The 17,505-nt window shown below is 69.2% G+C and carries 14 protein-coding genes and 1 CRISPR repeat array; of the genes, 3 read left to right on the forward strand and 11 right to left on the reverse strand.

From position 1 onward, the window contains the following. The 10 genes from ACGFZS_RS16710 to ACGFZS_RS16755 all read right to left on the reverse strand — a co-directional run bounded on the left by ACGFZS_RS16710 (position 1) and on the right by ACGFZS_RS16755 (position 9,033). Positions 1-1,032: a nucleoside-diphosphate kinase gene (locus ACGFZS_RS16710; protein ID WP_393795674.1), complete on the reverse strand. Its 1,032-nt coding sequence runs from the start codon at positions 1,030-1,032 to the stop codon at positions 1-3. 14 nt (positions 1,033-1,046) lie between these two features. Beyond that, positions 1,047-2,075 (reverse strand): thymidylate synthase, encoded by a 1,029-nt coding sequence (locus tag ACGFZS_RS16715; RefSeq protein WP_393795675.1) that lies wholly within the window; start codon positions 2,073-2,075, stop codon positions 1,047-1,049. 378 nt (positions 2,076-2,453) lie between these two features. After that, positions 2,454-3,401, reverse strand: a complete 948-nt coding sequence (locus ACGFZS_RS16720) for an endonuclease/exonuclease/phosphatase family protein (protein WP_393795676.1) — start codon at positions 3,399-3,401, stop codon at positions 2,454-2,456. Between the two features lie 131 nt (positions 3,402-3,532). Further along, positions 3,533-4,801, reverse strand: a complete 1,269-nt coding sequence (locus ACGFZS_RS16725) for an acyl-CoA dehydrogenase family protein (protein ID WP_393795677.1) — start codon at positions 4,799-4,801, stop codon at positions 3,533-3,535. Positions 4,802-4,880: 79 nt separating this feature from the next. Next, positions 4,881-5,474, reverse strand: a complete 594-nt coding sequence (locus ACGFZS_RS16730) for a GAF domain-containing protein (RefSeq protein ID WP_393795678.1) — start codon at positions 5,472-5,474, stop codon at positions 4,881-4,883. Further along, positions 5,471-6,067 (reverse strand): ATP/GTP-binding protein, encoded by a 597-nt coding sequence (locus ACGFZS_RS16735; protein ID WP_393795679.1) that lies wholly within the window; start codon positions 6,065-6,067, stop codon positions 5,471-5,473. Before ACGFZS_RS16735 ends, ACGFZS_RS16730 begins: the two co-directional genes overlap by 4 nt. 7 nt (positions 6,068-6,074) lie before the next feature. Continuing rightward, positions 6,075-6,470, reverse strand: coding sequence for a DUF742 domain-containing protein (locus ACGFZS_RS16740; RefSeq protein ID WP_393795680.1), 396 nt, complete (start codon positions 6,468-6,470; stop codon positions 6,075-6,077). Continuing rightward, positions 6,467-6,949: a roadblock/LC7 domain-containing protein gene (locus ACGFZS_RS16745; protein ID WP_393795681.1), complete on the reverse strand. Its 483-nt coding sequence runs from the start codon at positions 6,947-6,949 to the stop codon at positions 6,467-6,469. Before ACGFZS_RS16745 ends, ACGFZS_RS16740 begins: the two co-directional genes overlap by 4 nt. 20 nt (positions 6,950-6,969) lie before the next feature. Continuing rightward, positions 6,970-8,430 (reverse strand): ATP-binding protein, encoded by a 1,461-nt coding sequence (locus tag ACGFZS_RS16750; RefSeq protein WP_393795682.1) that lies wholly within the window; start codon positions 8,428-8,430, stop codon positions 6,970-6,972. 51 nt (positions 8,431-8,481) lie between these two features. Continuing rightward, the gene (locus tag ACGFZS_RS16755; RefSeq protein WP_393795683.1) at positions 8,482-9,033 is read right to left on the reverse strand and encodes a hypothetical protein; all 552 of its coding nucleotides are present in this window, start codon (positions 9,031-9,033) and stop codon (positions 8,482-8,484) included. A 265-nt stretch (positions 9,034-9,298) separates the two neighbouring features. Between ACGFZS_RS16755 and ACGFZS_RS16760 the strand changes: the two genes are divergently transcribed. Then, positions 9,299-10,624, forward strand: a complete 1,326-nt coding sequence (locus tag ACGFZS_RS16760) for a DNA-binding protein (RefSeq protein WP_393795684.1) — start codon at positions 9,299-9,301, stop codon at positions 10,622-10,624. Here ACGFZS_RS16760 and ACGFZS_RS16765 read toward each other — a convergent pair whose 3' ends face one another. Then, entirely contained in the window at positions 10,625-11,638 is a 1,014-nt protein-coding gene (locus ACGFZS_RS16765) for an NAD-dependent epimerase/dehydratase family protein (RefSeq protein WP_393795685.1), read from the reverse strand. A gap of 462 nt (positions 11,639-12,100) precedes the next feature. Here ACGFZS_RS16765 and ACGFZS_RS16770 point away from each other — a divergent pair, with 462 nt between their 5' ends. Next, complete coding sequence (locus ACGFZS_RS16770; RefSeq protein WP_393795686.1) at positions 12,101-12,622, forward strand: DUF6879 family protein; 522 nt, start codon at positions 12,101-12,103, stop codon at positions 12,620-12,622. 762 nt (positions 12,623-13,384) lie between these two features. Then, positions 13,385-14,327: direct repeats of the CRISPR family, unit length 29 nt; unit sequence GGGAACACCCCCGCGGGTGCGGGGAGCAG. 369 nt (positions 14,328-14,696) lie between these two features. Beyond that, positions 14,697-17,501 (forward strand): CRISPR-associated helicase Cas3', encoded by a 2,805-nt coding sequence (gene cas3, locus ACGFZS_RS16775; protein WP_393795687.1) that lies wholly within the window; start codon positions 14,697-14,699, stop codon positions 17,499-17,501. The last annotated feature ends 4 nt before the right edge of the window (positions 17,502-17,505 follow it).

The following is a 17,505-nucleotide window of genomic DNA, read 5'->3' on the forward strand; positions in this document are numbered from 1 at the left end:
TCAGCGGTCCGCGGGCGTCGGCTGGCGCGGCAGGCCGGCCGGTGCGGTCAGAAGGGGGCGGCGGGATCCGCCGTACCAGGTGCCGAAGTCGCGGCGGGCGGCGTCCGGGTCGTCCGAGGTGTGCACGAGGTTGTGCACCAGGCGCTTCTCGTCGAGGGCGCGGGCCAGGCTGTCGTTGCCGAGGTCGCCGCGGATCGTGCCCTGTGCGGCCCGGGTCGGGTCGAAGTGGCCGAGCAGCTGGCGCAGCCGGGCGTGGATCCCCGGCTCACCGTAGGCGAGCGCGATGGTGACGGCTTTGCCGGTGTAGGCGTCGTCCAGGCAGGCGGGGATGTTCCGGTCGGTGAAGTGGTCGGCGTCGACGAGCAGGTCCCAGTAGTGCACGTCGATCTGCCACCGCTGCACGGTGACGTCGCGGCGGGTGGCGATGGTGATGCCGGCTGCTTCGAATCGCTTGAGGATGGTGTCCACCAGACCGCGCTCCACGGCATCCGGCTTGCACAGGATCACGGAGCAGTGGTCGAAGTCGGAGGCGTGCAGACTCCGGCCGTGCCCGTACCAAGTGCCGTACTCCCGGTGGGCGCTGGCAGGGTCGTCGCTGGTGTGCACGAGGTTGCGGACGAGTCGTCGTTCCGCGTCGGCGGCGGCGAGGCTGTCGTCGCCGAGGTCGCCGCGGATCGTGCCCGGCACCGCCCGCGTGGGATCTGTAGCCCCGATGAGCCGGCGCAGCCGGGCGTGGATGCCGGGCGCACCGTGCGCCAGAGCCACGGTGACGGGTCGTCCCGTGAACGCGACGTCGAGGGCGGCTGGCAGGTCGGGCAGGTTGCGGAGGCCGGGGGTGGCCAGGAGGTCCCGGTAGACGACGTGGAGCTGCCACGGCTGGGCGAGTACGTCGAGGCGGCCGGAGACGGCGAAGCCCGCGACGGTGATCCTGTCGAGGACCTGGTCGACCAGACCGCGGACCACGGCGTCCGGTTTGCACAGGACGACCGCCCAACGGTCGAAGTCGACGCCCTCCACCACGGCGCCGCTCATCGGCCGACCGCCACTCACCGCGCACGGCCGATCGCGGCCGCGGCGCACGCCGGCCACTTGCGCTCCATCAGCCAGCGCAGGCCCGGGTGCAGCGCGGCCAGGAGGTCGGCGTCGACGGCTGCGCGCTGGTCGTGCTGGATCTGCCGGAACAGCTCGAACAGCAGCACCACTTGCTGCCAGTACGGCGCCAGGTCCAGGCCGGCGATGTGCTCGGCGCTGTAGCGGATCTCGTTCGTACGCAGTGCCTCCTCGTGCTGCAGGAGGTGCGCGAGGGTTGCGCTCCCGGTGTTCTCCGGCATCGCCGGGAACGCGAAGGACAAGGGCATGGCAGGGCGCGAGTCGGCTTCGGCCAGGACCCGCTTGACGCGATCCACGTTGACGTCGTTGACGTGGGCGGAACCGATCGTGTGGGTGTACGTGCCCAGCCGCAGGCCCAGTTGGACGGCCGCGTACTCCTGGATCATCGTGAAGGAGAAGACGTCGGACAGCAGGCCGCAGTCGAGGTCGTTGGCACGCATGTTGCAGACCATGTGCAGCTGTCCGTCGCGCGGCAGCAGATGGAGGCCGGTCAGGCACGCGACATCGGGGTTGTCGGGGTTCTTGAGTTCCTTCGCCGAGAACACGGGCAGGTAGCCGCGCTTGCTGTCGGGCTCGTTCCGCAGCAGATCCATCACCTGGTCGAACTGTGACCGGCCGGTTCCGCCGGCCGGGCTGAACAGGGTGTAGCCGTAGGCCGATCCGCCGAGGCGGACGCCGTCGGCACTGCCGGCGCGCATCGAAGGGGCGTAGTAGCCGATCATCTCCAGATCACGGCGGCCGGCGAGGTACCAGAGGGCCTCGGCGAACTGGAAGACCGGGTTGGCCTTGCGTTCGGCCAGGTACGGCAGACGCTGCCGCGGGTCAGAGAGGCGGAAGCCGACTCCGATCACCTCGCGGGCGGCGTTGCCGCGGGCGTCGATCCGGTGTTCCGGCTCCTCGGTGGCGAGCCGCAGCAGGTCGACGTAGGCGTTCTCGACACTGCCGAAGACAGGTGGTGTGAGCAAGGCACTCTCCAGTCGGGTCGTTCGGGGACGCGGACTTCCGACCGTGTGTCGCGATGGTTTGAATGTGGCGAGCTCAGAGCCGTAGGCGGCCTGCGTCCTCGGCCCCGCCGTCGAGTCCGGGGAAAGCGGGGGCCGGCGGGGAGCAGCACCGGGAAAGAGAAAGGCTGGGTGGTCGGGCCGCACTGTCGTGTTCCTTGATCGTCTTGAAGGGCGCCCGGTGCGGGGAGATTCGACGTCCAGACGGGGAGTGCTCGTCGAACCGTCGTCCCCGCACCGGGCTGATGTCCCGCGCTCGGCCATAGGGGGTGCCGGGCGTGAGACGTGGGACCCGCGCACAGTTCTTGGATGCCACGGGGGTGACCGTGCGCGGGGGCTGGGTCAGGCCACGGCGTGGTCCAGGGGGACGGGCGGGTGTTCACGGCGCAACGCTTCAACCAAGCCGCGACGGGACACCACGACGACGAGACCGTCGTGGTCGCTGACACCGGAGGCCTTCAGGACGTAGACCTGCAGCACGGCGCGCGCGATTCGGCGGTCCGTGAAGATCATGTCGATCCGGCGCGGTCCACCCTGGCCGGGCTTCGCATGGCCGGCAGTCGGAGCGATGGCCTCGGGTTGCCCAAGGGTATGGGCGGCGTAGCGCGCCGCGTCCTGCAGCCCGCTGGTCAGGAGGGCCCTGTGCAGGTACGTACAGCTCACGCGTGAGCCGTCGGGGGCGAGGTTGGTCCGGTGGTGGATGTGGGCCCGATCGGTGACCGTCGACCAGTTGATGGGAGGGACGCTCTCACCGTCCTCGATCGGGTACTCGTTGCAGTCGCCCCCACCGATGAACCCGCCGAGCCGTTCCATCCGGTCGACCCAGGCCGTGATCTCGTCGGCCTCGTCCTCGCGTCTGCGGGGGCTGTTGTACGCGGCGTGCCAGGACATGAGCAGCAGCTCGGTCTCGGGGACGCCGGCGAGACGCACTGACGCGATGGTCGGCGGTGTCCGCCAGAACGTCGCGTTGTACGTCCTGCGCTCGAAGACCGGGAAGGTCTCCGGCCGGATGAACAGGGCGGTCGGGTTGCGGCCGACGCCGTTCGGCGACAGGAAGCCCTTCATCCCCAGGAGTTCCTCAGCGGCTTTGAGCCGCCGGTTCCCGTCCAGGTGGCTGTAGGTGGCCTCCTGCCTCAGAACGATGTCGGCTTCCAGGGGCTTGAGGATCTCGTGGTGGGCGTCCAGCCAGCGCCGCGGTAGCCCGCCATCGGGAGTGTCCTCCCCGCCGTCCTTCTCCAGGTTCAGGCAGACGATCGTTATGACCTGCTCGCCGTGGGTTGAGGTCCGCACTGTTTCCTCTCTTTCAGATCTGTTGGGCTGGGCGCCCGCCGCCGAGCGCGGGGACGGGCCAAGGCGCTCGGCGGCGGGCCAGTCCCGCCCACCGCCATGCGGATGGAAAGGGGGGCCGTGCGCGGGAGTTCCTAGACGCTGACCGGCTGTTCGGCCACGGGTGGACGGGTGTGGCCCGCGTGCAGCAGAGACCACGGTGTGCGGGTGGCGGTGCCGGCTTGCTCCTGGAGGAGGCTCTCCGCGAGGCGCCGGCGTTGGACCTCGCCGGTCCCGGCGGGTGCGTAGGTGGTCTGCATGTCCCGCCAGACGCGCTCGATGGAGAGCTCCTTGTCGAGGCCGTTGGCGGCGTAGAGGTGCATGGCGTCCGTGCCGGTCTCGGTGGCGAGGTCGTGGCCGAGGGCCTTCGCGGTGAGGAGTTCGTCGTCGCAGGGCAGGCCACGGTCGAGCATGTCCACGGCGTGGTAGGCCAGGATCCTGGCCATGATCAGCCGGGCGGACATCTGGCCGAGCCGGTCCCGTATGACGCTGAGGTCGGAGAGGCTGCCCGCGTAGCGGGGGCGGTTGCTGAGGTACCGGGCGGTGAGGGAGACGGCGCTCTCGTGCAGCCCGAGGGAGACCGCGGTGAGGTTGGGGCGGCCGTACAGGATGCTGCTGGACTGGGCGACTTCGAAGCCCTGACCGACGTCACCGAGGACATGGTTCGGGGCGATGCGCACGCGGTCGAAGGTGATCTGGCCGTAGCTGAAGCCACGCAGCCCCAGTTTGCCCGGGTGCCGGACCAGGCTCACCCCGCGCTGCTCGCCCTGGACGAGGAAGGCCGTCAAGGCCTGCGACGTAGGAGTGCCGGCCGGGGCGGTGCGGGCGACCACGACGTGGAGGTCCGCGACATGGCTGTTGCCGACGTGGGCCTTGGCCCCGGTCAGCACCCAGGCCCGGCCGTCCCACTCGGCCGCGGTCGCCATCCCGCCGATGTGGCCGCCCTGATCCGGCTCGGTCACGGCGATGGACATCAGCACACTGCCGTCGGCCACGCCCGGCAGCAGCGTGCTGTGCTGGTCCTCGGTGCCGTAGTGGAGCAGGGCGGCGACGGGGATCAGGCTGGCCTGCAGGATGGCGGCGGCGGCACCGGAGACGCGGGCCAGGCGGTGGATGAGGATCGTCTTGGCGACGTGCCCGGCGTCCATCCCGCCGGAGGCCTCGGGCACGGTGACGCCGAACCAGCGGCGCTCGGCCAGCAGGCGGGCGATCTTCCGGTCCACCCGGTGCGGGGCGGCACTCTCCAGGCGCTCCACCCGAGGCCGGATCTCCTGGGCGGCGAATTCGTCGACGGCCTCCCACAGTGCCCTGTGAGCCGGCATGAGGAACCTGTCGAGTGTGGTCGGGGTGGTGGGTGTGGACATGCGCGGTCCCTCTCCCTGATGGGGCTCAGATGACGGCTGCGGTCAACGCCGGGTGTGGGGGTCCTGTGCCGGACGTACGTCAGGAGGCGGGCCGCGGCATGGGGATGTTCAGGACGTCGGCTGCCGCGAGGGCGGCCTCCCGGACGATGTTCTGCAGTCGGACCGCGTCGCCGAGGGGCCGTGGCTCCGAGTCGATGATGCAGACGGTGGCCAGGGCGAGGCCCGTCACCTCGTCGATGAGGGGGCTGCCGAAGTAGGACTGGATGCCGATCCCGTCGACGACGGGATTGCCCTGAAACCGGGGAGAGGCGGCCACGTCCGGCAACGGCAGGCCGCGCCGGCGCTGGATGACCTCGGGGCACCAGCCGTGGTTGCGGGGCATCGTGCGGCCCACGATGGGATACCCGGACTCCTGCGGGGGGTTGTGCAGCCCCAGAAACCGCTGCTCGTCGCCGAAGGCGTTCACCATGCCGTACAGGAAGCCGCTCCTGCTGGCCATCTCGGTGGCGATGTCGTCGAGCACCTCCTGCTCCTCCAAGGGGATGCCGAGTTCGGTGAAGCGGGTGAGGCGGGTGGCCATCTCCGACAGCTCGGTGGCCGGGTCGTCCGTGAAGGCCTCGATCCGGTGCTGTGTGGTGCGGGGCGTGCCCGAGGCGTAAGGGAAGGTCATCATGCGTCCAAGAGGCTGGGGTTGGGGGAACGGGTCTGTACGGCGTGCTGGACCAGGGCGAGGAGGACCGAGGCCACGGACTCGGGGGAGCGGGCGTCGCAGAACATCAGCGGCACGCCGGCATCGACGTCGAAGGCCTCTCGGATCTCCGGGAGCGTCCGCCGGGCGGTGCCGGGGAAGCGGTTGATCGCGATGACGAAGGGCAGGCCGAGCTGTTCGAAGAAGTCGGCCGCGTGGAAGCTGGAGTCGAGCCTTCGGGTGTCGGCCAGGACGACCGCTCCGAAGGCGCCCTCGGCCAAGTCGTGCCAGAAGTTCCAGAAGCGGGGTTGTCCCGGTGTGCCGAACAGGTACAGCTCGATCGGATCCGGGACGTCCCAGCCGACGCGGCCGAAGTCGAAGGCGACCGTCGTGGTCGACTTCTGCTCGACTCCGTGGAGACTGTCCGTCGCCGCGCTCTGCTCGGTGATGACCTCCTCGGTCCTCAACGGCGTGATGTCGCTGATGGCACCGATCGCAGTGGTCTTGCCCACCCCGAACCCTCCGGCGATGACCACCTTGACGATCGTCCGCTCGGTTGCCTGCGAAAGCTGCGTCATGCCGCCCTCACCCGGCCTTCGCCGATGCCTGCGGGTACCGACGCTTGAGCGCGGCGCTCAGCGCGAGCAGCTTCTGCACCTCGCGGTCCTGGCCGGGCACCTCCGTGATCGGCAGACTGAGCGCGCCGGCGTCGATCAGGTCGGAGACCAGGACCATCACCGCGGTGACGTGCAGAGCCAGCGACCCGGCCAGTTCGACCAGCGGCCGCGTGCGCTGGCGGCACAGCGCGACGATCCGCTCGCTCTCCTCTGGCACGTCCTGCGGAGAGCGGGGGCCGGGGCCGAGGACGGTGTGCAGGGTGAGGCTGTGCCGGGGCCGGGTACGCCCGTCGGTCACCGCGTACAGCCGTACGATGCTGTCCGTTTCGTCCAGCGAGACGTCCGGACCTGAGCGGGAGTTCATTCGACACCGGGGCCCTGACCCTCACGCCCACGGACGGGGGTGGTCATGAAGGGAGCGAACCGCTGGACCAGGCGGCCGGCGGCGAAGGCGACCGTGCCGATGTTCGCGTCCGTGCGGACCAGCACGACGAGGATGGTCGCCACGGCCTGACCGTCCTCGTGGAAGGCGCGTCCCGTGCCGGCCTCGGTGGCGAGGAAGAGGGTGTCGTCCCGCTCTATGAGAACCTGATCGGCTGGCATCTGCGTGTCCGACGGCCCGGTGACGCCCCTGGCCAGGCTCACCAGCCCGGAAAAGGCCGCGGCCACCTCGTCGGCCCAGTCCCCGTCCATGTGGGAGACGACGGCCTGCTTCAGGCCCTCCCGGGAAGCCAGCAGGGCGTGAGTGACACCGACGGTGTCCTTGACGAACTCGTCGAGCAATCGCGTCATCTGCCCCTGGACCTCCTTGGGGGAGATCACGGAGGGCACGTCGTAGGTCATGGCGAAGGGCTCCAAGGGGATCAGGGCTGGGTGGGGGTGTCGGCGGTCAGTCCGGCCTGCAAGCCGGAGCGCCAGTCGGCCGGGTTCTGCGGGTTCCCGGCCTGGGCCGGTACCGCCGTTGCCTGCCCGGAGGGCATGGGGCGCGGCTCACGCCGGCGCCGCGGCAGAGGGCTCGCGTCGTCCGAATCGGCTTGCGGCGGAGGGACGACGGCGCGACGGCGCGGGGCCTTTCCAGGACCACCCGCGTACGTGAGTGCCCGGGCGGGCTGAGGGTCGACCGGTACGGAGACGGTTCCGATGACCGGCGCGATGGGGACGAGGTACTGGTTGGGCACGACAACGTTGGCCGTGGTTCCGCCCGTCGGGTTCAGCGACAGCCAGACCTCAAGTCCGTACTTCGCGGAGATCTTGCCGGCCGTGACCAGGCCCAGACTGCCCACCCGGACCTGCTCCGCGACCTCGGCATGGCTCGGGTTGCTCAGCAACGCGTTCAGCCTGTCCCGTTCGGCGGGATCCATGAGCAGCAGCGCGCGGTCCTCGACCTCGAAGGCCAGGCCACGGGCCACCCTCTGCGCCCGGACGGTGACCTTGGACGCCGGGTCCGAGTGATCCAGACCGTTGTCGATGAGCTCGGCCAGCAGGTGAGTGACGTCGGGATGGACGTGGGCGGGCAGCGCGAACGCGGAACCCACCTCACCGCCCGCAGTCTGCACTCGCGTGTACTTCACGACCTCCGACTTCGCACCGCGCAGCACGGTGGAGACCGGGACGGGGGCCCGGGTCTCACGCAGCGACTTGCCGCCCAGGACCACGGAGACGCTCTCGACCATGCGCCGCAGCCGCGTCGCGAGGTGGTCGATCTTGAAGCTCCGATCGAGCAGTTCCGCGTCCTCGGTCGCCTTCTGCAGCAGCGTCAGGTGCTCCAGCATCTCCCCTATCAGACCGTGCTGACGCCGTGACAGGGTTCGGTGCATCGTCACCAGCACCGCCGCCTGCGACTCGTCGTGCACGCGCAGCTGCGACGCAGCGCCCTGCACCTGAAGGTTGCCGACCAGCTCCAGCACCCTGGTGAGCGAGTCGTCGCCCTCCCAGCGAGGTTCCTCGGGAAGCGGAGGGCGGACCCCGCGGCACAGCTGATCGGCCGTCCATATGACGCTGTTCTCCGCAGCCTGCACGGCTTTCGCGATCTGCTGCAGGTCAGCATCCCGTTTGATCTGCAGCGAGGCCGCCACTGCGCGTACACGAAGGCCGCCGACAACTCCCGCGACGAGCACGCTGCCCGCGAGACCAATGGCGATCTGCACGAGGGCGAATGTGAAGACCGAGGCGGCCAGGAGGGTCGCGCAGACCAGAGCGACGACGCAGGCCAGCGGGGGACACAGAACGCTGGCGACCTCATCGAGGAGGCAGCGGTCTAACCGAGAGCGGCCGCGTCTGCGGCGAGGGTTGACCGAGCGGACGGCTGATTGACGGGAAGACATGAGGGTCCTCGGAATCGGTACCAGCAGGGGCGGGTGAGACGACGAGACGAGTCAGCCGACCGTGATGACTACCTGGACGGTCTTGCCTACGGGCTCGCCATCGACGTTCTTCCTCACACCCCAGGACAGGCGCCCCTGGTAGTGGGACAAGCGTGAGGGACTGGTGGGTTCGGCCACGGGCTCGCCGGACGGGTTGGTCACCCTCTCGAAGTCGGGGAAGTCGGCGTACGCGTCGTCCACCTCGACAAGGAGCTCATGGGTGTCCCGGGTCACGATCAGATGGAGGGCAACGCAGCCGTCGGCGAAGGGCCGTCCGTGTCGTACGGCGTTGTCCACCAGCATGTCGGCGACGCGAGTCGCGATGTCCACGTTGCCGGGCCAGCGACTGATCTTGAGCCAGGGGCGGGCCCGCAGGCGTGCATTGGAACCCGCACCCTCATTGGCCCGTAGCGTCGTGCTCCACTCAAATGCCGGATGCGCCTCTGCGCGCAGGACAGGCGCGGTGACCACGGCCGCCTGAAGTCCCTTGGTGGCCGATGGATCGGCAAGAGGCACGACTGCTCCGCCGGCGCCGGCGGCGGGTTGCTGGATGGACGGCTTCACGGGACGCTCCCAAGTTCACGCTGCGCTCGGTCATGCACACTCAGCGAGGGCTGGTGATCTAGCGTTCACCTTGCGTACGTGGCCTTGCCATGGCCTGTCGCATGGCCTCTGCAGCACTTCCGGGTGGCGTACGTGGCCTCGGGGTAGCTTTGAAGTGGCTTCTGTTCGGGACGTGTTGCCGCGAACCGGGTAAGCGGGATCCCCTTCGAAAGAAGGGATCGATCCGTGAGCCGCCCCGACGCGGCGCCGCAAGGTTAGGGGCGGGATGAGAAGCGAACCGAGAACACTGCTTGCGGAGCTGTGTGAACGGGACAACCTGACCTACCGCCGTTTCGACCGGTTGTTCACCAAGACGGGCGTTCGCCTCTTCGGGCACAACCCCGACAACCCGACTTGCGGCGAGACGCAGTTCCGGCGCTGGACCGGTGGCAAGCTCACCGGGCTGCCCGGCCCGGAGACCTGCCAGATTCTTGAGTCGATCTGGTCCGGATACACGGCAGAGCAGCTGTTCGGCCCTCCGCACCTGGACGGTCCCCAGGCACCCGCGTTTGACCTTGAAGAGCGAGTTCAGATGACCGCACGTGAAGCCCACGACGGCGCCGACGCGTCCGCCGCGGCGTCCATCTCCGACAACACCATCGACGAACTGCGCGACCGCGTGGTCTGCCTCGCCCGGGGCTACCACACCATGCCGGCTGCGGGGGCGTACGAGGTGGCCGACACCCTCCGCCGAGAGATCGAGCGGCAGCGCGACCGGACGCAGATCCCAGTCCAGCAACAGACCTTGATGATTCTCAACGGACAGACAGCCGCTCTGCTCGCGGTCGCGGCGTTCGACCTGGGCTACTTCCCCAGCGCTCGTACGCTGGCCCGAACCGCTGCCGTATACGGCGAGAGCACGCGTTTCGCGCCCTTGCAGGCCTACGCCGACGGGACCCTGGCGTACATCGCCTACCACTCCGGCGAACCGAACGAGGCACTGGCGAAGGCTCAACGGGCTCTGTCGTACGGAGGTCTCGGTGATATCGCGCAGCGTCGCCTGCACGCCATCACCGCTCGCGCTTACGCTCACCTCGGAGATGTAGCCTCGGCACAGCGGGCGACCCAGCTGTCGCAGGAGGCGGGCCGGAACGTCTACGACGACCTGCACGACACCGTGGGCGGTGAGTTCGGGTTCTCCGCCGAGCGGCTGGCCATGTCCAACAGCACCACCGCACTGCTCATCGGGGATGCCGAGCAGGCCGAACGGGCTGCTGGCCGCGCCCTCGCCCTCCTCATGGAGAAGTCACAGGACGAGCAGTCCACCCACGTACGAGCAGGGGCAGCCGCCGACCTCGCCCAAGCCCGGCTCCTTTCCGAGAACGTGGAAGGCGCCGCCGCCGCCCTGACGCCGATCTGGGAAGTGCCGCCCGAGCAGCGCAAGACCGGGATCGTCGTGAGGACGGCACGGATCGGAAGGATCCTCGCGCAGCCGCGCTATCACGGCGCGCAGCTTCCTACCGAACTGCGCGAACAGATCGAGGACTTCACGAGGGTCTCTCCGCCGTACCAGCTCGGCACGCCCGTACCCCTTCTCGCCATCACTTCCTGATCACATGGAGGCGAGAATTTTCGCCTCCTTCTCCGGCGCGATCCCGTGTTCGCCCCAGCGCGGGTGGCTCACGGGACGCCCGTCCGCCGCCCACCACCGCCACGTGTCACGGATGGTGTCGGTGACCGGCCGACACCTGAGCCCCGCGGCCACGGCACGGCTGGAGTCAACACGCCACACGCCGGTCTGAGTTCGCCACAGAGGGAGTTCCGTCCACTGCCTCACGCCTTGCTCGGTCAATACCGCCGGGTCGACCCAGACCGGAGAACCGGCGCCGCCCGTCTCGTCCAGGCACGCCTCCAGGAAGGCGCGGAACGAAATGCCGTCGGGGTGGGTGACGTTGTAGCCGCCGCTCTCCGAGCTTTCGGCCATTGCCAGGGCGAAGTCGGCGACATCACGGACATCGACCGGCTGGATACGCTGCTCGGCGGGGGCCGGGGCGACAATGGGGCCGCCTCTTTTCGCGCGCTCAAGCCACCAAGGCAGTCGGCCGACGTACTCCCCGGGCCCCAGAATCACCCCCGGCCGGAGGAACGCCGCAGCATCACCGAACGCCTCGGCCACCGCACGCTCACCGCCGGCCTTCTGGAAGCCGTAGACCGTGGGACTACCGTCCTCGCCCGTGTACCCGTACGTCGCGTCCGCATCCGGAGGGCAGTCAAGCAGAGGCGACTTGTCGGTCAGAGGCTGGTGCGGCCACCCTTGGTAGACGGACACCGTGGAGATGTGTACCCAGCGGCGGGCCGCGGTTCGGAGGGTAGTCGTGGTCAACAGAACGTCGCGCGGCGGAAAATCCGAGCTGGACGTGTCGATCACAGCGTCCCAAGGCCCCTGCAGGGCGAGGCGGTTCAAGTCGTCACGATCTGTGCGATCACCATGCACGACCTCTACGCCCTCGATATCCCGTCCGGAGCGCCCTCGATTGAAGGTGGTAACGGACCACCCCTTCGCGAGTGCTGCTTCCGCGATGCTCTTGCCCAGGAACCACGTTCCGCCGATGACGAGAATCCTCATGCGGCGATCCTGCCCTGTCGGCGGTGGCCACGGATAGGGCGGTATGGATCAGGCTGGTCGGCTGAACGCCCGCAGCTGGTTGGCCGGCCATACCGCATGAGCTGGTTCCGTGGGGTGCTCCGCGGGGTACGGCCCGTACGCCACCGCCCCGGGACACGTACCTCGTCCAGGGCTGGAAGATCTACGCGAACGAGCTACTGATTCAGCTTCGGATCGCGGACGGGTAGTCCGCAGTGGAGGTGCCCTCGGAACTGTTCGAGCACCTCACGAAAGAGGACGTGCCAGCGGGAGAGATCCGCCGGGTCCAGGCGCCGATCATGATTGGGACACCGGGCGGTACTTTCGCGGTTGACTGTCGGGAGGTCAGCGACCCTGAAGCCCTGGCGCCGATGGAGATACGGGACTACGAGACTGTGGTCGAGGTCCCCCGGGCCGCGATCATCGCCGATCTGGAGGAACCGCGTGGAGCTGATCTCCAGCGCCGAGCGCAACCAGCTCTTTGAGAGCTACATCCAGGACGCATTCCATCTGGAGCTGCGAGACGACTATTCCGTCCCCGACGAGGAGAGTCCGTTCACGAGCTGGCTGCGTGGCGAAGCCGTCGACTACTCGTACATGGAGTCCTGGACGCAGCTCGTTCGACGTGTGACCCAGGGGGGGAAGACGGTCAGGCGTGTTCGGGTGGTCACCGAGCCCCACAGCCCGTACATCCGGTGGGAGCACGCCGTCACAGACCTCAATCTGGAGGCCGGCGAAGAGATTCGCTGGCTGCCGCGCCACCAGCTGCCGCGTGATCTGACCTTCCCCTGCGGAGGGGACGACTGGTGGCTCTTCGACGATCGCACCCTTGCCGTCGGCCATTTCGACTCCGACGGTAGGGTCCTCGGCTCGGAGCTGGTCAACGATGCGGAGGTCGTTGGCGAGTGCCTGCGCGTTCGGGACGCTCTCTGGGAGGCCGCAATCCCGCATTCCGAGTACAAGTAGGGAACACCAGCGCGAGTGCGGGGAGCAGTGCACGAGTCACGAGGTCTCGGTCGCCGAGCTGGGAACACCCCTGCGGGGCGGGGAACAGATCTCGCAGTACTGGCGGTAGCGGATCCGCCCGGGAACACTCCCGCAGGTGCGGAGAGCAGGCCTCTACCAGGGCCGGCTTCCACTGCCGTTCGGGAACACTCCCGCGGGTGCAGGAAGCAGACGTCGGCGCCGGTGTGGTGCCAGATGAAGCCGGGAACACCCCCGCGGGTGCGGGGAGCAGCGACCCCGGCGCCGGCGGAATCCCGCCGGGCGGGAACACCTCCGCGGGTGCGGGGAGCAGAGGCCTTGAACCAGTTCAGGCCCGACAGGTCAGGGAACACCCTCGCGGGTGCGGGGAGCAGCGCCGCGAGTTCGAGAGCCGGTCCGTCGGCACGGGAACACCCCCGCGGGTGCGGGGAGCAGGTGGCAGGGCTCCCAGTCGCAGCGCTGCTCCAGGGAGCACTCCCGCGGGTGCGGGGAGCAGTTGATGTCCCGGAACCCGGCTTGGGTATGGTTGGGAACACCCCTGCGGGTGCGGGGAGTAGGGGCCCGAGATCACGCCCGGGTTCCCGTTCGCGGGAACACCCCCGCGGGTGCGGGGAGCAGCGAATGAACCCCGTGTGGATATGTGACGCTCTGGGAACATCCCCGCGGGTGCGGGGAGCAGCGCGGGCACGGCTGGGGTGTGGTCGGGGAGCAGGTGGGCACCGTGACGGGTTCGTTGGTCTGCGGGGGAACACCCCCGCGGGTGCGGGGAGCAGCCGGACAAGATGTTCCACGGGACCACCTTCTGGGGAACACCCCCGCGGGTGCGGGGAACAGTGGCCTTGATCATGGCGAACTCGATTCCCGGTGGGAACACTCCCGCGGGTGCGGGGAGCAGGTCTCCGCCTACCAGGTCGCCGTCAGCAACGGGGGAACACCCCCGCGGGTGCGGGGAGCAGCCCACGTCCGGGCCGCCACCGGAGTAGACCTCGGGAACACCCCCGCGGGTGCGGGGAGCAGTCGGGGTCGAGGCCGGGGCAGAAGCGGTGGAGGGGAACACCCCCGCGGGTGCGGGGAGCAGTAGCAGAACCCCGCGCTGACGATCACGGTCATGGGAACACCCCCGCGGGTGCGGGGAGCAGCACTCGAAGATCAGGTTCCGGGCTTCGGTCTCGGGAACACCCCCGCGGGTGCGGGGAGCAGTGCCGATCGAGTCCGGTTGTCGTCATGATCCAGGAACACCCCCGCGGGTGCGGGGAGCAGGGGGGTCAGTACTCGTTCTCCCGATCCCAGCAGGGAACACCCCCGCGGGTGCGGGGAGCAGACCTACCGCGACGTGCCGATCGTCAAGTCGTCGGGAACACCCCCGCGGGTGCGGGGAGCAGGGCACCAGCGCGTCGGGCGCGGGCTGGAAGTCGGGAACACCCCCGCGGGTGCGGGGAGCAGGTCGTGTGTCTTTTGGGACTGGTTGGGACTGAGGGAACACCCCCGCGGGTGCGGGGAGCAGGGCGGACTCAACGCCTACCGGCCCGCCGGGGAGGGAACACCCCCGCGGGTGCGGGGAGCAGCCGATCAGTCCGGCGCCGGCCGACGACCCGCGGGGAACACCCCCGCGGGTGCGGGGAGCAGGTCTGTACTTCGTCTCGTTCGCGTCCGGCTTCGGGAACACCCCCGCGGGTGCGGGGAGCAGCCTGGACGAGCTGCAGGTTTACCGCTGATCATGCAGCAGTTCGCTCACTTTCAAAGATTCCGACAATCGATTCATAAGCGACATTTATGGACTGCAGGTCGGAAAAGTTCCTGACATGCGGGTGGCTTCAAATCTCGGCAGCCTACGCCTTGGGGGTGTTGTTGGTGGTGTTGTGCTGTGGTTTCGGGCCTGGGGGTGGGCGTTTTTGAGGGATGGCCGTGTGCGGGGCCTGTTCGGCTGTATGTCTCTTGTATGAGCAGTGGGGGAGTTGGTGGTTCGGGTCTTCTGTGTCGTCTTGATGCGCGGGCGAGGAGCGTGTGGGCGAAGCATGACCGTGACGGGGATGGGTGGCTGCCGTTGTGGCGGCATATGGAGGACAGCGCGTGGGTGGCGGGTCGGCTGTGGGATGAGTGGTTGCCGGCCGGTGTACGTGGGCTGATCGCCGAGGTGCTGCCGGGTCGGGAGGCGGACGGACGTCGGCTGGTGGTGTGGCTGGCGGGGGTGCATGACATCGGTAAGGCCACGCCGGCTTTTGCGTGTCAGGTGGATTTTCTGGCTGAGGCGATGCGTGATGCGGGTCTGGTGATGCGGTCGCGGCAGGGAATGGGGCCGGATCGTCGCCTTGCGCCGCATGGGCTGGCCGGGCAGGTGTTGTTGGGGGAGTGGCTGGTGGAGCGGCATGGTTGGGCGGCTGCTGAGACGGGGCAGTTCACGGTGGCGGTGGGTGGGCATCACGGGGTGCCGCCGGAACGGGGTCAGATCAAGGCGCTGTTCGAGCATGAGGAGTTGCTGCGGGCGCCTGGCCGCGGGAGCGAGGTGTGGCGGCAGGTGCAGGGCGGGCTCCTGGATGCCTGTGCTGCCGAGTTCGGGGTGGAGGACCGGTTGGAGGCGTGGCGGTCGGTGCGCCTGCCGCAGCCGGTGCAGGTGTTGCTGAGTGCGGTGGTGATCGTCGCTGACTGGATCGCCAGCAACCCGGACCTGTTCCCGTATTTCCCGGATGCCGCCGGGCAGAGCGGTGAGGAGCGTTGTGCGGCGGCGTGGAGGGGGTTGAGTCTGCCGGCGCCGTGGCGTGCCGATGAAGTGGCGGCCGATGCACAGGGGTTGTTCGCTTCGCGGTTCGGGCTGCCGGTGGGTGCGAAAGTGCGGCCGGTGCAGGAGGCGGCGTTCGAGCTGGCCCGGGAGATGGATGCCCCGGGGCTGATGGTGATCGAGGCACCGATGGGGGAGGGGAAGACGGAGGCGGCGCTGGCGGTGGCCGAGGTGTTCGCGGCGCGGTCGGGCGCGGGGGGCGTGTTCTTTGCGCTTCCCACGATGGCTACCGGGAACGCGATGTTTCCGCGGCTGCTGGAATGGCTGGACCGGCTCCCGTCTGCCGGTGGGGTACGGCATTCCGTGCACCTGGCGCATTCGAAGGCCGCGCTCAACGACGACTTCGCCGGCCTGATGGCGCGTGGCGAGCGGGTACGCGCCGTTGACGTGGATGCCCCTGAGCCGTCCGGGCACCGGTTGCCGGGGGACGCCCGGCGGGCGAGTTCTGAGTTGGTGGCGCATGCCTGGTTGCGCGGCCGTAAGAGGGCGATGCTGGCCTCGTTCGTGGCGGGCACGATCGACCAGTTGCTGTTCGCCGGGTTGAAGAGCCGGCACCTGGCCCTGCGGCATTTGGCGGTGGCGGGCAAGGTCGTCGTCATCGACGAGGCGCATGCGTACGACACGTACATGAATGTGTATCTGGATCAGGTGCTGTCGTGGCTCGGGGCGTATCGGGTTCCGGTGGTGGTGCTGTCAGCGACGTTGCCGGCCGGACGGCGCCGTGAACTGGTGGCCGCGTATGCGGGACGTGCCCAGGCGGACGCCGACCTGGACCTGGACGCCGAGCCGGGGGCGTATCCGGTGCTGACGGCGGTGGTTGCGGGCGGTGTGCCGGTGGTCCGGTGCCCGGCGGCCTCCGGCCGGGGCGTGGACGTCTGTGTGGAGCGGCTGCCTGACGGCCTGGATGTTCTCGCCGACCGCCTGGAGAGGGAGCTTGAGGGTGGCGGCTGTGTGCTGGTGGTCCGCAACACGGTCAAGCGGGTGCTGGAGGCTGCCTCGGCGCTGCGGGCCCGGTTCGGCGAGGACGCGGTCACGGTCGCGCATTCGTGTTTTGTCGATGTGGACCGTGCGGCCAAGGACCGTGACCTGCTGGACCGGTTCGGGCCGCCGGGAAAGGCGGTGGGAAGGCCGGAAGGCGGGCACATCGTGGTCGCCAGCCAGGTCGCTGAGCAGTCCTTGGACGTGGACTTCGATCTGCTGGTGTCCGACTTGTGTCCGGTGGACCTGTTGCTGCAGCGGATGGGGCGGCTGCACCGCCATCAGCGGGGAAAGGCGCAGGAAGAGCGGCCGCTCCGGCTGCGGGCGGCGCGATGCCTGCTGACCGGCGTCGACTGGGAAGCGGACGTATCGGTGCCGGTCCGCGGGTCGGTGGCGGTGTACGGGGCGTATGCGCTGCTGCGGTCGGCTGCGGTCTTGCTGCCGCATCTCGACGGCGGGGGTGAGCGGCCGGTTCGGCTGCCGGCCGACATCAGCCCGCTCGTGCAGGCAGCGTACGCGGACGCACCGGTCGGACCCGATGCATGGGCCGCAGCGATGGCTGAGGCACGGGCCGGGTTCGAGCGGCACCGTGCGGACCAGGCCGATCGTGCCCGGGTCTTCCGGCTGGGGGACGTCGGCCGTCCGGGTCGGCCGCTGTTCGGGTGGGTGGCTGCCGGAGTGGGGGATGCTGACGACACTCACGCGGGCCGGGCGCAGGTCCGCGACAGCCGGGAGAGCCTGGAGGTCGTCGTCGTGCAGCGCCGCGCCGACGGAAGCCTGGCCACGCTGCCGTGGCTGAAGCCGGACAAGAGGGGTCGGCAGCGCGGCGGCCTGGAATTGCCGCTGGAGCAGGTGCCTTCGTCGTTCACCGCACGGGTGGCGGCAAGTTGCGGGCTGCGGCTGCCGTTGCAGTTCTCCTACGCCGAGACGATGGACCGGGCGATCGCGGAACTGGAGCAGCTGTATGTCCGCGCGTGGCAGGGCAAGGACAGCCCTTGGCTGTCCGACCAGCTGATTCTGGCGCTGGACGAGGATTGTCAGACCCTGCTGGCAGGATTCTCGCTCCGGTACAGCCAACGTGACGGCCTGGAGGTGACCCGTGCCTGAACCG

Origin of the sequence: Streptomyces sp. NPDC048288 (assembly GCF_043201555.1) — a bacterium.
Taxonomy (GTDB): Bacteria; Actinomycetota; Actinomycetes; order Streptomycetales; family Streptomycetaceae; genus Streptomyces.

Bases quoted from the DNA above. Each gene is read 5' to 3' on its own strand.
- ACGFZS_RS16740 (WP_393795680.1), bottom strand. From the start codon at position 6,470: ATGAACTCCCGCTCAGGTCCGGACGTCTCGCTGGACGAAACGGACAGC.
- ACGFZS_RS16735 (WP_393795679.1), bottom strand. From the start codon at position 6,067: ATGACGCAGCTTTCGCAGGCAACCGAGCGGACGATCGTCAAGGTGGTC.
- ACGFZS_RS16710 (WP_393795674.1), bottom strand. From the start codon at position 1,032: ATGAGCGGCGCCGTGGTGGAGGGCGTCGACTTCGACCGTTGGGCGGTC.
- ACGFZS_RS16760 (WP_393795684.1), top strand. From the start codon at position 9,299: ATGAGAAGCGAACCGAGAACACTGCTTGCGGAGCTGTGTGAACGGGAC.
- ACGFZS_RS16725 (WP_393795677.1), bottom strand. From the start codon at position 4,801: ATGTCCACACCCACCACCCCGACCACACTCGACAGGTTCCTCATGCCG.
- cas3 (WP_393795687.1), top strand. From the start codon at position 14,697: ATGGAGGACAGCGCGTGGGTGGCGGGTCGGCTGTGGGATGAGTGGTTG.
- ACGFZS_RS16750 (WP_393795682.1), bottom strand. From the start codon at position 8,430: ATGTCTTCCCGTCAATCAGCCGTCCGCTCGGTCAACCCTCGCCGCAGA.
- ACGFZS_RS16765 (WP_393795685.1), bottom strand. From the start codon at position 11,638: ATGAGGATTCTCGTCATCGGCGGAACGTGGTTCCTGGGCAAGAGCATC.
- ACGFZS_RS16745 (WP_393795681.1), bottom strand. From the start codon at position 6,949: ATGACCTACGACGTGCCCTCCGTGATCTCCCCCAAGGAGGTCCAGGGG.
- ACGFZS_RS16730 (WP_393795678.1), bottom strand. From the start codon at position 5,474: ATGATGACCTTCCCTTACGCCTCGGGCACGCCCCGCACCACACAGCAC.